This is a genomic window from Pseudomonas sp. NPDC096917, assembly GCF_044762555.1.
Classification (GTDB): Bacteria; Pseudomonadota; Gammaproteobacteria; order Pseudomonadales; family Pseudomonadaceae; genus Aquipseudomonas.
The window spans coordinates 21,604-37,172 of sequence record NZ_JBIWEO010000003.1 but is presented as its reverse complement, the minus strand read 5'-3'; the positions used below and the strand labels follow the sequence as shown (position 1 = coordinate 37,172).

General features: G+C 58.5%; 11 protein-coding genes. All 11 read right to left on the bottom strand.

Features of this window, described 5'->3' with window-relative positions:
- Positions 1–14: 14 nt before the first annotated feature.
- The 11 genes from ACIQYF_RS04430 to bcsE all read right to left on the bottom strand — a co-directional run bounded on the left by ACIQYF_RS04430 (position 15) and on the right by bcsE (position 15,548).
- Complete coding sequence (locus ACIQYF_RS04430; RefSeq protein WP_402857252.1) at positions 15–509, bottom strand: DUF934 domain-containing protein; 495 nt, start codon at positions 507–509, stop codon at positions 15–17.
- The gene (locus ACIQYF_RS04425) at positions 493–2,151 is read right to left on the bottom strand and encodes a nitrite/sulfite reductase (protein WP_402857250.1); all 1,659 of its coding nucleotides are present in this window, start codon (positions 2,149–2,151) and stop codon (positions 493–495) included. The genes ACIQYF_RS04430 and ACIQYF_RS04425 overlap by 17 nt, the downstream gene beginning before the upstream one ends.
- 469 nt (positions 2,152–2,620) lie before the next feature.
- The gene (bcsC, locus tag ACIQYF_RS04420; protein ID WP_402857248.1) at positions 2,621–6,160 is read right to left on the bottom strand and encodes a cellulose synthase complex outer membrane protein BcsC; all 3,540 of its coding nucleotides are present in this window, start codon (positions 6,158–6,160) and stop codon (positions 2,621–2,623) included.
- A complete protein-coding gene (locus ACIQYF_RS04415; RefSeq protein ID WP_402857246.1) occupies positions 6,148–6,333 on the bottom strand; it encodes a hypothetical protein in 186 nt (61 codons plus the stop codon). The genes bcsC and ACIQYF_RS04415 overlap by 13 nt, the downstream gene beginning before the upstream one ends.
- Positions 6,334–6,336: 3 nt before the next feature.
- Positions 6,337–8,658, bottom strand: coding sequence for a cellulose biosynthesis cyclic di-GMP-binding regulatory protein BcsB (gene bcsB, locus ACIQYF_RS04410; protein WP_402857244.1), 2,322 nt, complete (start codon positions 8,656–8,658; stop codon positions 6,337–6,339).
- Entirely contained in the window at positions 8,655–11,258 is a 2,604-nt protein-coding gene (gene bcsA, locus ACIQYF_RS04405) for a UDP-forming cellulose synthase catalytic subunit (RefSeq protein ID WP_402857242.1), read from the bottom strand. Before bcsA ends, bcsB begins: the two co-directional genes overlap by 4 nt.
- Positions 11,255–11,977 (bottom strand): cellulose biosynthesis protein BcsQ, encoded by a 723-nt coding sequence (bcsQ, locus tag ACIQYF_RS04400; RefSeq protein WP_402857240.1) that lies wholly within the window; start codon positions 11,975–11,977, stop codon positions 11,255–11,257. Before bcsQ ends, bcsA begins: the two co-directional genes overlap by 4 nt.
- Positions 11,974–12,204: a cellulose biosynthesis protein BcsR gene (gene bcsR, locus ACIQYF_RS04395; RefSeq protein WP_402857238.1), complete on the bottom strand. Its 231-nt coding sequence runs from the start codon at positions 12,202–12,204 to the stop codon at positions 11,974–11,976. The genes bcsQ and bcsR overlap by 4 nt, the downstream gene beginning before the upstream one ends.
- Positions 12,174–13,820: a cellulose biosynthesis protein BcsG gene (bcsG, locus tag ACIQYF_RS04390; protein WP_402857236.1), complete on the bottom strand. Its 1,647-nt coding sequence runs from the start codon at positions 13,818–13,820 to the stop codon at positions 12,174–12,176. The genes bcsR and bcsG overlap by 31 nt, the downstream gene beginning before the upstream one ends.
- Complete coding sequence (gene bcsF / locus ACIQYF_RS04385; protein ID WP_402857234.1) at positions 13,807–14,007, bottom strand: cellulose biosynthesis protein BcsF; 201 nt, start codon at positions 14,005–14,007, stop codon at positions 13,807–13,809. Before bcsF ends, bcsG begins: the two co-directional genes overlap by 14 nt.
- Complete coding sequence (bcsE, locus tag ACIQYF_RS04380) at positions 14,004–15,548, bottom strand: cellulose biosynthesis protein BcsE (RefSeq protein WP_402857232.1); 1,545 nt, start codon at positions 15,546–15,548, stop codon at positions 14,004–14,006. Before bcsE ends, bcsF begins: the two co-directional genes overlap by 4 nt.
- Positions 15,549–15,569 lie beyond the last annotated feature (21 nt).

The window sequence follows — 15,569 nt, the reverse complement described above, 5'->3', positions numbered from 1 at the left end:
AACCTTTCAAGGTCTCAGCGACGCCGGAACAGCGGCATCGGCTCGTCGGTAGAAGACTGGTAGGTCACCGAGAAATCTTTCAGGCCTTGCAGTGCTTCGTACGGGTCTTTGTCGGCGCGAATGGCAAATGCATCGAACCCGCAGCGGTGCAGATAGAACAACTGGTCGCGCAATACATCGCCAATCGCCCGCAATTCACCTTTGAAACCATAGCGGTCACGCAGCAGACGGGCGTTGGAGTAGCTGCGCCCATCGGTGAAGGCCGGGAAGTTCAAGGCAATCACCTGGAAGTTTGCCACGTCCTCGCCAATTTCTTCGGCTTCTTCATCGCTGTCCAGCCACACACCCAAGCCGCCATCGCGGGCCTTGAGTGCGTGCCCATGCTCGCGCCACAACGCCAACGGAACGATCAGGTCGTCACAGTTGGAAATGCCATCAAAAGTCGCGTCCTTTGGCAGCAAGTGCCAGGTTTCGTCGATGACTTCGTTGTTCTTAATGATTCGCTGCATAGACGCGCTCCTTGAAAGGGTCGATGCCGATACGTTGGTACGTGTCGATGAAACGCTCGTCTTCATTGCGTTTTTCAACATACACGTCGATCAGCTTTTCAATCACATCCGGCATGTCTTCTTGCGCGAACGAGGGGCCAAGAATCTTGCCCAGGCTGGCGTCACGGCTGGCGCTACCGCCCAGGGATACCTGGTAGAACTCGGCGCCTTTCTTGTCTACACCCAAGATCCCGATGTGACCGACGTGGTGGTGACCACAGGCGTTCATGCAACCGGAGATGTTGAGGTCCAGCTCACCGATGTCGAACAGATAGTCCAGGTCTTCGAAGCGACGCTGGATCGACTCGGCAATCGGGATCGACTTGGCGTTGGCCAGCGAACAGAAATCGCCACCAGGGCAGCAGATCATGTCGGTCAGCAAGCCAATGTTCGGCGTGGCGAACCCTTGCTCGCGCAACTCGCCCCACATGGCGAACAGTTGGTTCTGTTCAACATCGGCCAGGATGATGTTTTGCTCGTGGGAGGTGCGCAACTGGCCGAAGCTGTAACGGTCTGCCATATCGGCGATGCCGTCCCACTGCTTGTCGGTCACGTCGCCCGGCGCTACGCCGGTCGGTTTAAGCGACAGGGTAACGGCCACATAGCCCGGCTTTTTATGCGCCAGGGTGTTGCGGCTACGCCAGCGAGCGAAGCCTGGGTGCTGCTTGTCGAGCTCAGCCAGTTCAGCGCTGAAGTCAGGCAGGACTTTGTAGTCCGGATCAACGAAATGCTTGGCAATACGCTGCACTTCAGCTTCGGTCAGGGTATTGGAGCCGCCACGCAGGTGAACCATTTCCGATTCGACACGCTCAGCGAACACTTCAGGGGTCAGGGCTTTAACCAGGATCTTGATCCGGGCCTTGTACTTGTTGTCACGACGGCCATAGCGGTTATAAACCCGCAGGATGGCTTCGAGATAGCTCAACAAGTCCTGCCACGGCAGGAACTCATTAATGAATGCACCAACCACCGGAGTACGGCCCAAACCGCCACCGACCAAAACGCGGAAGCCCAGTTCACCGGCTTCGTTGAACACAGGCTCCAGGCCGATGTCGTGTACTTCGATGGCTGCACGGTCAGACGCCGAACCATTGATCGCAATCTTGAACTTGCGCGGCAGGTAGGCGAATTCCGGGTGGAAAGTCGTCCATTGGCGAACGATCTCGCACCATGGACGCGTGTCAATCAACTCGTCAGCCGCGACACCGGCGAACTGGTCAGTCGTGACGTTGCGCAGACAGTTACCGCTGGTCTGGATGGCGTGCATTTGCACGGTGGCCAACTCTTCCAGGATGTCCGGAACATCTTCCAGTGCCGGCCAGTTGAACTGCACGTTCTGGCGAGTACTGATATGGGCATAACCCTTGTCATAGTCGCGGGCAATCTTTGCCATCATTCGCGCTTGACGCGAAGTCAACTGGCCATAGGGCACAGCAACCCGCAGCATTGGGGCAAAACGTTGAACATAAAGGCCATTTTGCAGGCGCAGGGGGCGGAACTCTTCTTCGCTCAACTCCCCTGCCAGATAGCGTCGGGTCTGATCTCGGAACTGCTTTACGCGGTCCTCGATGATCCGCTGATCGTACTCGTCATATACGTACATATAGGTCCTGTTCTCAGGCTGCTAACAGCTTATCTGCGCGCACGGCCGCGCACTCCCCACGGAGCGGTGGCACGATACCAGTTTGTAGTTATGCGCAAAAGTGATGTTTAAGCATATGCAAAGAACCAAAACGACTATAAGAGGTTGATTCTCAATCACTTACTTGTTGAAAGGACATTACTGGGCTTAACTCAAAGGTAACCATCTAAGCATTCACCCATAAAACCGAAAAAAGGCGATGCGATGAGTACTCCAGTCAAAGTGCGTAAAACCGCAAGCAAGGTCGATGCATGGGCCATCCTCTTTCTAATCATTCTGGTTGCGGCTGCCGCCGTGTTTTGGAGCAGCCATTCGTAAGTGTGTGGGGTAGCCGCGCAAGCGCGGCTACAGAGCCCGCGTTCACCGCGATCACAGAAATCTGTGGGCGCTTGGCTAGCCCGCTCCCACAGGGGCTGCGTTGACCGAACCGCTATCTAAAATCCGCATAAGGAATCAACGGTTGCACCGGCAAAGGCAGATTGCCTTGCCAGGTATCGAAGGTATAACGCAGGTAAAGCATGGCCCGGCTCGGGGCATAGCTTTCGCTGTGCTGATAAAGCAAACCGCCACCCAATACCAGGTTATCCGACAGCCTGCGCTCAACCAGCCCTTGCAGGCGTACGCCAATCCCGTTACTGCTCCCACCCGAGGTTGTCCCTAGCGGATCGGCCAGTTTGAAACCTTCCTGATCCACCACGTTGAGAATTTTGTCGTTGAGCCCGCTCAACGGGTAAAGATCGTTGGATTGGGTCTTTGCAAACGACCAACCCACCGAGCTTTCCAGTGACACCGACCAGTTAGAGGTGCGCCACGCGTAGTTGAGCGGCACACCGACCGAGAAGTATTGCTGCGGGCTGTAATACCCACCCTGACCCAGGGTGTACTCACTCAGGTCTTTGTCATAACTCCAGTACATCACCGTCAAACCGGTGCGCATGCGCTCATCGGCACGTTCGACCAACCGGTAGTAGTAACCGGCCATCGCGGTGTTTTTGTGGTTGTCTTCGACGTTTTTACCGCGCAGCCAGTGTTGACCCAAACTCGCCCATACACCGTCAACGCCGCCTTCATCATGGCTCAGGCTCAAGGTCAGGCCGTTCGAGGTGACACCGCCCCACGTCACCCCGGTATTGGGGTCTGTGGCCCCGGCATAGGACAGTATCGAGTTGCTCATCGGGCGGCGCGAAGCGGTCAAGGTCCAGCCCAGCGATCCAATTTTGCTGCTGTACGCCACCCCCCCGAGCCAATTGGGCACTTTGAAGGTGTCCGGGGTACGGCCAATGTCGACATTCCAGGTTTGGTTTTTCCAACCCACCGCCATGGTGGTGCCCCGGGCGGACTGTGAACGATCTTCACAGCCTGAATAATTCGGCCCATCGGTGCCTTTACGGTTGATTGCCACGGCGCAGGTGCCGTAGTTCTCACGCACATAGCCGTCTTCGTCAGCGTTGAATGTGCCTGCATCCATGTCGATTTGCTCGGCCCGTACAAAACCGCTGCCATCGGCAATCGGCAAGTCCAATTGCACGATAGCGGTCTGAGTATCGGTATCTGAGGTGCCTGGCGAAGCATTGTCCGCCCGCCAGCCGTAGTCTGTGTACAGGTGCAGGGTCGGGTTTTGCCGTTGATACAGTTCATCCACGTCGCTGCGCAGGCTGCGCGCCAACCACTGGTCATCATCTTTTTCACGGCTGGCCAGGGTCATGGCGCGGTTATCACGCGGATTGGCCTGTGCCGGGGTCAGCAGTCCGGCGCTGGCCATAGCTTTGGCGTAGTTGTCCAACGCTTGTTGTGGTTGTTTGGCAGACATCAGACGTGCCGCATCGCGGTACATCAGCGGGTCAGCTTGTAGGCTTTTCAGCAGCTTGGCATACAGGGCCTGCGCGGTGTCCGGCTCGCCAACAGCAGCCCAGGCATTGGCCATTTGTCGTTGTTGCGCAGGCGTCAATGGCTTACCGGGTAAGGGTTGGAGCTGTTCAAGCTGGCGTCGGGCAGCATCCAGTTGCTGACTGTCCACCAGGGTTTCGATGTGCCCCAGGCGTGCGTCGGTGTTGCCTGGGTCCTGGCGCAGCACCTGAGCATAGAGTGTTTGCGCTTGGGGATAGTCCTTGCGCTCTTGCGCCCAGCCAGCCAGCGTGAGCAGGTCGTTGTTGTCAGGCTTTTGCATCAGCAAGGCAATCGCTTGCGGCTCCTGGCCGGCTTTGCGCAGGCTGTCGGCACGGGCCAGCAGTACGTTGCGTTGCAAGCGTGCATCCAGTTCGCGCATCGAATCGCTCCATTGCGCTTTAGGCAGTTGCTCCAGCACGCTCAGGGCGCTGGCATCGCGGTCGGAGTTGGATAAGTACAGTGCGTAGGCGTACAGCGCTTCAGGATTGTTGCCCTGACGTTGCATCAGTTGTTTGAAGCTGTCGTCGGCCGCACCAGGCTGATTGATCGAACGCTGCGCATTGGCCAGTCGATAGGTCAGCCAGGGCTCATCAGGTGTGAGGCTGCGGATTTTACTGAGCAGCGCGACCACTTGTGGCCAGTCATGACGCTGGCTGGCCGCATCGGCCTGTCGGTTCAGTTCGTCCAGTTCCAGGCTTTGGCGGGTGGCGGCAAATTCTTTCTGCCGGGCGGGTGGCAAGTTATCCAGAAACTGCTTGGCCTTATCCGGTGACTGCGCCGCGTACATGCGCACCAGTGCGCGCACGGCACTGCCATTGCCCGGTTCCAGGCGCCGGGCCTGGAGCAATAAGGTTTCGGCTTGCGCGGTGTCGTGCTGGGCCAAGGCTACGTCGGCCAAGCCGATCAACGGGTCTGCGTCCCGGGGTTTGGCTCGGCGTGCCTGTTGGTAGGCGTTGCGCGCCGCGTTGAAGTCGTTTCGCTGCAAGGCTTTATCACCTTGAGTCAGCAGCCCACGATAACGACTGGCAACCATCAGGTCTTGCCATTTGCTGATGTTGGAGGTGTCTTGTTCTTTGCTTCGCGCCGTGGTGAACGCGGTGTTGGCGGCGTCATACCGGCTTTGCCGAAACAAGGCCATGCCCAGCGCGCCATACAGGGTCGGGTCATCGGGGTACTGCTTGAGCGCACGACGCAACAGGCCTTCGGCGGCGGCCGGATTGCGCGACTGGTCAATCATCTGCTTGCCTTGAGCCCCGGCAACCCACGCAGGGTCATTGAGCAAACGCTGTTGATCCTGGAGTTTTCGAGTGGCGTCGGTCAGTACCGGGGAGCGCGGATAGCGCTGCAGATACGCTTGCCAGGCCAGTGTGGTGGAGCGGTCGACGGGCAGGGTGCTCAGGTACTCATACTCACGTTGCGCGGCGGCGCTGCTGGCAATGGGGTTGGCGGACAGTTGATGCAAGACCACCAGCGCTTCGGCTTCGCGTTTTTCGCGTTTTTCGCGAAACAGTAAATCCGCCAGGGTTTGGCGCAGTCCGATATTGCCGGGGTACTGCATGTCCAGGGCTTTGAGTTGGTCAATCACCCGTGGGCGTTGCCCGGCAATGTTGCTGCGAATACGTAGGTATTCCAAGGTGGTGGCGAAGTCCGGCGGGGCATTGCCGAACAGTTGCTCAAAGATCGCAGCGGCTTCTTCGGGCCGGCCAGCGGCGGCAAACAGGCGCGCCTGCTGCAATTGTTTCTGGCTTTGTGGATCTTGCAGCTTCATCAAGTTTTGGGCCTGACGCAGCGCCGCCGAGTCAGGAGCCAATTGTTGCAACAGGTCAAGGCGTTGTTTGGCCAACTGCGGGTTCTTGTCGAGCAAGGCCTGGCGCACGGATGCTGCCAGCGCTTGCGGGTTGTTGGGGGCAATCAGCCAGAGTCGCGCCAGCGAGTCACGCACCAGGTCTTCCTGATACAAGGCCTCGCCAATGCGTACCTGCTCCAGCAACCACTGTTGCTGGTCTTGCACGTTGACCGGTTGCGCCATGGCTACAGTGGACAGACCACCCAGCAAAAATGCCCATTTCATTAGTTTTTGCATGTGTTAACCCACGCCGGTAAAAGCTGACCATCCTTGCCAAAGCGATAGCGTTGTTCATTCCAGCCTTGGCCAAATAGCAGCAGTGACTGGTTGTAATAAGCTTCCGCCGCCGGGGGATCCTGTTGCACACGGATCTGCTGCACGACACAGGCGAGCGCTGCAATCCGTGGCATCGGTCAGTCATCCCTGTGCAGGCGGCGGTCCGCAGCCCAGCTCAGGGCACGCCACAGCAGAAAGGCACTGAGCAACACGGTGATAACCGCCAGAACAGCCAGCAAGACCGGGTGTTCGGACAGCTGATACCACAGCAACAGGTACCACGGCAGATTGCCCACGTAGTACTGGTCACCGACCAGTTGACTGTAAATGCCGCTGCTGCGGATCAACGCCACCGAGCCTGCTACAGCGTCCATTTTGCCGCTGTCGCTGAGCGTGTCGCGCAACAGGCTGTAATCGGCGTCGTCATTGCCCAGCAAAGCCACAATGCTGCGCTGGTTATGGGTCGGCGACTGCATGCCGACCATGGCCGCGATAGGGGCATGGGCTTTGACTTCAACACGGTTGGCCGGTTGGTTGCGCTCATCGATTGAAGGGCCTCGGCGGTTGGTAGCATCAATGGTGCTGTTGCCATAAGGCTGCACCAGCATGTCGTGTTGACGTTGCAATAACAGGGTCAGGTCCGGGTTATCCCGCATCTCGGGGGCCATTTCTCCCAGCAGCAGCAGGTCGACATCTTCCTTGGAGGCCGATTGCCAATCATCACTCAAGCGCACGCCAAAGGCCGGATAGCCAGAGCGGGCAGAAATACTGGCGATAGCTTCCAGCAGGGTACTGATTTGCGTGGCGCTGCCTTTGCTCGGCACCACCACGATCGATTCCGACATATCGGCCATACGGCTGAACGGGAAACCGCTGCGAGCAAACGCCTTGAGGTCCGGCATGCTGATGTAGTGGTGATACCCGGACAGGTCGATGGTGGAGTCTTCGTCGATGATCGCCTGGGTGTTGGCCGGCAGAATAGTCTGGCAACGATCGCGCTGGGCGCTGCCCACGGTACTGGCGAAGTTGAAGTCAAAGCGCAAGCGGTTGCGGTCGCCAATTTTCAGCGATGGCACGATCAGTTTGTCGTTGACGTTGGCCGAATCATTGGACAACACCGACAAGCGCAGCTCTTCAAAGCTGCTGGTGTCTTTGCGCAACAACGCCAGGCTGGTAATGAACTGATCATTGAGGCTGATGTTCAAGCGCGAGTCATCATTGGCCGACGGCGCGGTGTACCGGTATTGGGTACGCATCGGAATACCCTGGTTGCGCCACACAAACAGGTCAGGCGGCAGGTTCACGTCCAGCGTAATGGGGCGTGGCTGTAGCCCGCTGACCTGCAGTTGTTGGGGATAGGTCATCAGCTCGGCAAAACGCACGGGGCGATCGGTGCGCATCCAGGCCGGAGCATCGTAAGGCTTGCGTGGTTGCAGCGCCTGGACTTTGTCGATGGTGACGCGTGAGCCGCGCAATAAGTTGCCGCCCAAGGCGAGGGCCTTTGCAGCGGTGGCCAGATCTTCTTCGTTACGCCCCATCACCAGCAGTACTTTGCTGTAGGGCGCGTCAGGATGGTCAATTAACTCAACCACCGGTGCATCAACGGCCGGGAACTTCTGCAGATCACTCATAAACGCCGGGCGGTGATCGTTGGTGGCAAACACCACCGAAGGCTGGATGGCCTCTTTGTTTTGCAGGCTGGGCAGCGCGTCAAACGACACCGGGAACTTCGAGCCGCGCCAGTTAGCCTGGCTGCCGAAGTAGGAGGCCAAAATGGCGGCGGCGCGCTGTTCGCCCAAGGTCGGATTGGCGGCAAACACGAACGGCAACTCCAGTTTGCCGCTGTTGCGCGGGTCGAAAAACGGCAGCGGGAAATACGCCAGGTCATTGGCCAGGTTCAACGCCTGCTCTTGCAGGGTGATGCTGCTGCCCCGGCTGATGTTGACCCACAGGGTATTGTTGGCCGGGTCTTCACAGATGTCGGTGTAATGCCCGATGAACTCCAGGCGAACGCGGTTGAAGTCCGAGATCAAGCGCGGGTCGAGGGCTAATTTCTGGCGGGTCTGACGCCCCAACTGATCTTTTTCGATAGGCAGCACGCCCATCAGGACGTCATTCAAGTAGACCCGGATATGCGACAGCGTCGGGATCAGTGAAGGCGATGGCGTGTAGTCCAACTGCAGGCTGGCATCGCTGGCGATCCGGTCGCGGCGCAGGGTGAACTCCACTTGTTCGGCACTGTTGATGCCCAGCAGCAGCGTGTCGGCCGCACGCCCCAACTGTTCAAAGGTGCGGGTCACCGTCCAGCTGGGCAGTGGCACAGTGCTTTCCAGCACTGGGGGTTTAGGCAGTGGCGCAGGCCCGACAATCGGTAACGGCAAAGGGGCAGCCATAAGCGCTGAGACATTGCTCATTAGCGCGAGACTTAAGAAGAATGTCTTTTTGGAGAATCGACTCATGATCTGCTCACTGGCCGGGAAACAAGAGGGCTGGATGCTGTTGGCATGCGCGGAAAGAAGCTGCCCAGCCACTGCAGCACTCGCACAAAGGGCCGCGCCAGATGGCGCAGCCACGCAGGCAGGTATTCGTAAAGGCGGTAATAGCCTTTGGCACCCAGGGCGAGGATTTCCCTGAGACTCTGAATCGGCTTGTCCGCTTCAAATTCGCTGTTGTGATCGAGCCAGGCATCGGCCCGGCCAAACGTGCACTGTACGAATTCGATCTTTTTTTCGGCCGGCAACTGGGCGAAGTTCAGCCCCATAAACAGGCCACTGGAGCGCGTCAGGCTGCCGGTAAACACAAACTCGCGGGTGCCGCGCTGAAGAATCAGCGAAACCAGCGAACCGATGGGCAACGCAATGGGTTGGTTGAGCATCAGGCCAACCCCGCCATCGGAGTAGTCCACCAGTTCACAGGGATAGCGGTGGCCGTCGGCCACTTTGATCGCACCCGGCAAGCGGGTTTGTACGCGGTGGGTATGCCGTACCTGGCGCACTTCGGCCGCCACCGCCACCGCAGCGCCAATGATCAGCAGGTTATAAGTGACCCACAACACACAGACGATGATGGTGATGATTTCATCTGCCGGCCCGGTAAACAGACGCCATATGGCAAACCCGAGACCGAGCACATTGAGTACAGACAACACCAGGTACGGCTTGGCGGTCTGCCAGTCGAACTGGTTTTCTTCCATCATCCCGCCTTTGGCGGTCACGTTGAACTTGCCGCGCGAGGGGCTGAACAGGGCCACGGTGGTAGGGCGGGCGATGTACCAGGCCAGGACTGTTTCGTAGACCTCACCCCAGAATGTCTGGCGATAAGCGCCTTGCATCCTCGAGTTGGTCAGGCTGGCATGAATCATGTGCGGCAACACGTAGAGCAGAATCATCAGGGCCGGTGCGTAAATGATGTAGGCGTGCAGAAACAGAAAGGCTAAGGGTGCAGTGAGGAACACCAGGCGCGGCAGGCCCACCAGAAAGTGCACCATGGCGTTGGCGTAACACACCCGCTGAAACACTGTCAGGCCTTTGCCCAGCAACGGGTTGTCGGTGCGAAAGATCTGCACCATGCCCCGCGCCCAGCGAATCCGCTGGCCGACATGCGCCGAGAGGCTTTCGGTGGCCAGACCGGCTGCCTGCGGAATGCGCAGATAGGCAGAGTTCCAACCGTTGCGGTGCAAACGCAAGGCCGTGTGGGCGTCTTCAGTGACGGTTTCGACGGCGAAGCCACCAATCGAGTCAATCGCCGTACGCCGCACGATGGCGCACGAACCGCAGAAAAACGCTGCGTTCCACATGTCGTTGCCGTCTTGCACCAGCCCATAAAACAGCTCGCCTTCATTGGGGCGATTGCGGAAGGTGCCGAGGTTGCGCTCAAACGGATCCGGCGACAGGAAGTGGTGCGGGGTTTGCACCAGCGCCAGTTTGGGGTCGCGTAAAAACCACCCCACGGTCAATTGCAAAAAGGAGCGGGCGGGCATGTGGTCACAGTCAAAAATGGCCACCAACTCACCGTCGATCTGGGTCAGCGCGTGGTTGAGGTTGCCAGCCTTGGCGTGGCGGTTATCGGAGCGGGCGATGTAGTTGATGCCCACTTCCTCGGCAAAGCTCTTGAAACTGGCGCGATTGCCGTCATCCAGCAGATGGATGCGCAGCTTGTCTTTTGGCCAGTCAATGCCCAGTGCTGCATACACCGTGCCACGGGTCACAGACAGCTCTTCGTTATAAGTGGGGATCAACAGATCGACCGTCGGCCACTGGCTCAGGTCAGGTGGCAGTTGCGCTGGTTTACGGTTTAGCGGCCACGAGGACTGGACATACCCCAGGATCAGGACCATCCAGGAATAGGTTTCAGCGAGCAGCAAGATCAAGCCACAGGCCAGATCCAGGTTATCGCTCCAGTTAAGGGTCGAGGTGTAGCGCCACCATAAATAGCGGCACGAGATGATCACCGACAGCGCGATCAGCAGCAGCGTCGGAAAACGTCCCGGCATCCGTCGAGCCAGCATCGCAATGGCCCACAACAGGACCACAAACACCAGTTGGGCCAGGTAACCGAAGGGTTCGGTCACGCAGATAAAAATCAGCACCAGAACCAGCGCACCCATGACGATGTACAGCAGTTTACGCAGTGGCCAGTGCATCGCGCCCCACCAACGCGAACCTTTGCGCACTTGCGGGCTGATAGCCGTCGGCAATTGTTCAAAGGCATCGGACAGCAGGTTCCAGGGCCGCTGAACAATACCGATCATGGCCTTCAGCAAGCCCATGAAACGCCGCCGCGTGCGTTGACGCTGAGGCAAGGTCTGCGCAGCCGGACGCACCAACAACAGCCACCCGGTCTGGATCACGTAACGCAACGGATCACCTAGGGTGGGGCGTTTGTCTGCCAGGTGCGGGTACAGTTGTCGATGTTGCTGACGCAACGCCTGCCAGGCGGGCAATTCAAGGCGCAGAAAAATCCAGCCGCAGGCTTGAATCAGCGCCAGGATGAAGGCGGTGAAACGGGTGCAGTTTTGATCACGGCGCAAGCGCGTATAGGGAAAATAACGGGCGATCATTCCAGCCTCCCGCCACGCAGCAGGCACCAACTGGCCAGGCTAATGATGTCCTGCGCGATCAGGCTACCCGGCGCAGAGCGACCGGCGGGCTCGCGCCTGGCCAACGCTTCGGCCATGGCTTCGTCAGTATGCAAACTGATCGGCACCAGGGACTGCGCATAGTGATGCTGCCAGAGCAGCAACAAATCGCGTTGTAACTGGCTCGCAGGATCATAGCGATTGACCAGCAAACGCTGCCTGCTGTTGCGTTGAGTCTGTAACAGCACATGACTTGCCGCGTCCGGGTTCAGCACGTTGAGCGCAATCTCACAGCACGGGTTGCCTGAATGGCCCGGCAAGCGTTGCGGCAAGTCAAAGAGTACCCAGTCAACACTGTGGGCCAGGCTGGCCTGACGCCTGGACCACAATTGCGGGGACTCACGCAGCAAGGTATCGAGTTGCAACGGCTCGAGACCTGTCAGCGTACCGTAGGGCAGTATGTCCAGACCGGGTTCGATGTTCCAGGCATGCTCATACCACGGTGTTTGATCCAACGTCGCGCGGGCCCAGCCTTCGGCGGGTGCGTAATCAAGGTTGAAATGCAGGCCAAGGGCGTTTTCCGGGCACATGTCGACCACCAGCACTTTTTGCCCCAGCGCGCTCAGCGCAAAGCTCAGGGCCGCCAGTGTGGTGCTGTTGCCCACGCCGCCGCGAATGCCTTTAAGGCTCATGGCAATCATGGCGTGTCGTCCCGGGGCTTTGGCAGTTCTGCAGGCTGAGGCGCTTCGAGGTGCGCCAGTAATGGCCAGCGTTCAAGCGCCTGCAACATCTCCATCTGCGCCGAGATGTCGACGTAGGGCAGTGTCGGTAAATCCGCCCTTGACTTAAGACGTTGAATGTCATCGGCGCGGTCATTGCGCGACAGGATATCGGCGCTTATTTGAGTTGCTGTGGGTAGGGTAGCCATCCGCCGTTCTCCTTGATTCGCACGTAGGGCTTGCCGTTGTAGTCGAGCACGACGGTGCCTGAGTTCTCCGATACTTTTGCGGTTTGCGGCAAATCAGTCAGCAGCGCCGACCAGTCCACGGCCTGACCATTGCTCAGCGCCGGGTCGGCATACAGGCGCGCAATGATTTCTGCGATGGCCAGGTAGCTGCTCGGCTGGGTGACATGCACCGGAACGGTCTGGCCGTTGTCGCCCATGTTGATCAGCTTCAGGCCCACGGGAACATGGGTGATGGCGTCACTGGGGATTTCGCGCATGCCGGAAATCTGCATCCGGTCGCCATGGAGCGCGGCGCCATGTTCAGGGACGATGGCGACCACCACCCGGCGTCCGCTTTTTTGCAGTTCCTTGAGGAACCCGTTCAGATCGTCAAGCAACACCTGAGCCCGGCTGCTGTAGTCCGCCGGTTGAGTGCCGCCATCGGCTGTCACCTGACGATTACCGTCATGCAGGCTGATGGTGTTGTAAAACAGCGCCATGTTGGGCTGGTCTTCGGCCAGGCGGTGTTGCCACCATTTGCTCAGCACGTCGCGGTCACGCCAGATCGGTGAGCCATCGAAGCCGACGTAGGCGCGTGGCAACCCGTCCGGGATCACGCCCAGCGCAGGGGGTGGCAATTGCCCCTGGTCACGCACCTCTTGCAGAAAACCATCGAATTCGCCGGTGTGGTTGAGCATTAACTCATCCGAGAAACCGAGCTTGCGCAAGTCATCAAACAATAGGCACTGATCAGCCGGTGGCTTGTACAACTGGGCATGTGAGGTTTGCCCGCAACTGGCACGCAACAGCCGTATGGCAGCCGGGCCGCTATAGGCGGTGGCTGAGTTGAAATGGTCAAAAATCACGTCCATCTGGCTGAACAGTGAGTTGTTGCGCAAACCCACTGTGTCGAGGTCATCCCAGGCTAAAGAACAAATGTTGATCACCAGCAAGTCAAACGGTGGGGGTTTAACGGCAGGCGCCTTGAACTCGACCTTACGCTGCGATTCAGTCTGGTAGAACGTGTCGAGGTAGGTATTGAGCGTTGCATCGTCCGGTTCACCCACGCTGTTGGCCGGTGAAGGGGTGCCGGGTTGAGTGCTGGCCATAGGCTGTACGGTTGCTGGAGGAAGCAGCCATTGCAAGCTGCCCAAGCTCAACCAGGCAAAGCCCAACAGGGTCAGGGTGGTCAGGCGCAGCCAAGGGCTGAGTAACACATACCCCACCGCTGACAGCAACAACATGGCCGCCACTTGCCAGTCGATGAAACGGCCCAGCAGTTCGACGATGTAATCAAAAGAGAAATTCAGCACGCCGGGCTGCGCCAGCAAACGGCTGAAGGGCGGGAACCAGGTGTCCTGATACAGCAGTGCGACAGCCACCGGGACGGCAATCAAGGTACGGGCGCGGCGCAGCATCGGGTGAGCGATGGGGATGAGTAGCACCAGTGCAAATATCAGGTTGGGCAGTACCTGAAAATTCAGGTGCCCGGTCCAGGTCAATAAAAACTTGCCCAGAAAATACAGGTTCCAGGCACCAAGACCGCGCCAGAGACCCTCGATTCTCTGGGCGGGTATGGCAGGTTTAGACGGATTCATCAGGCGCCCTCATCGATGAGCTGGCGGGGGCACGACGCCTGACACCCCGTGATTTCAGGTAGCGGGGCGCCAGGTACTGCTCAAAATGCGCTTTGAAGTAGAGGCGAATACGCTGCGAGAACAGGGTCAGCAGCACGCTCACCGCGCTCGTCAAACCGATGAGTTGAACAAGCTCCATAAAGGTCATGGCTGTGGCTCGCTGACAGACAACGTGATGCGTTGCGGTTTTAACGGGGCGCGACTGCCGGTAGTCGGTTGCGCCATGACCAGGGTTTCGACGGGAATACTCAAGTGCTCAGGCACTGACACTTGCTCCATAAAGGCCACTTCATCCAGGTCAGTCGATCTGCTCAACACCTGGCGTTGTAAAAAGAGATCGCGCCAGGGCAAACGACAGATATTGCTCAGCGCTGGGTCAAGGCCATCGGCGCGGCAGGCAAACAGAAACAGGTACAGCTCATTGTTGAGCAAACAGGCGAAGTCGCCGTATCGACGCAGGCACATTTGATTCAAGAACAGCGCGTGCTTGAGTCCGGGCACCAGCTGGAACTTGACCAGTTGATGGGTCACTTCTCCCGAGCTGTCCTCATAAATGCGCTTTATCTCGGTGAAAAACTCATTCGGGCTCACCAGGCCACGGATAGCGGGTGGGCGCTGGCGCTCCAGCAAGGTGGCGAAGTCAGTGCCTTGGGCATACTGCCATTGCTGACCCTGAACGCTTTCGATCATGCTCAAAAACCGCGAGAGCAAGGTGCCGTCCGGCACGATCAGGTTGACCCCGCACGCCAGCAGCAGGCGCTCGTCGCGATAACGCACGGCGGGCTCAAGTTCGCGAACCACTATCTTCAGTGCGGGGCCGCATTGTTCGCGCAGGTCGTGCAGTTGCTGCGCCAGATCCAGTAACTGATGGCTGCTGTCGATGCCCACGATGACCGTCGCGGCGCTGGCGCTGGCTGCCTGTTCGAGTAACGCCTGACGGTCATTGAACAAGTACCAGTGTTTGGACAGCGGCGGGGTGCCTTCGAGCACATTGCGTTCGGCGAGGTAGACGTGCTGATCATCGGCGACGCGAGGTGCTTTCGTGGCAACGGGTTCGGGGATCAGGGCCAGGGCGTTGCCAACTATCTGGAGCTTGAACTCCTGACCGGCGCTGACGCCCATGTCGTTGTACCAAAAGTGCACGTGGTAACGAATTTCACCGTTGTGTCGGTACAACTGGCTCAGGCCGGACAAGTGTTCATTAAGCTGCAATAACTGGACATGCCGCAGCGTGGCCTCACCATGGGTGATCACCAGCAAGGTGACTTGGCGGTCGCGCAGCCAGGCGCGCAGATGTTCACACCAGCGCTGCAAGCGTTTTGCTGTGATGGTGTCGGCCCAACTGATGGCAGGGGTAACCAGCAAAATCTGACTGTTAGGCGCGATCCCTGAGCGGATCAGATCTTGGGGCAACGCCTTCAGCCCACGCTCAACCAGCCCAGGAGCTATTTCAAACAGTTTGAGTTTATCCGGGCCGCGGTCCGGGGCCAGGTCACTGATAACGTTTTGCACGGAATCGGCGCACACAATGAGCGAGGCGGGCACCGCAGGCGGGATGCACTCCAGAAACTGGCGAACCAGCCGTTTTGCATCCGTCGCCTGATCGACCGTGACCCAGTACAAGCCACCCGTACGCAAAGCGATGTGTTGATCGAGTAATCCGTGGATACCCAGGCTGATGTAAAGCAAAGGCTATGTCCCCCTTCATAG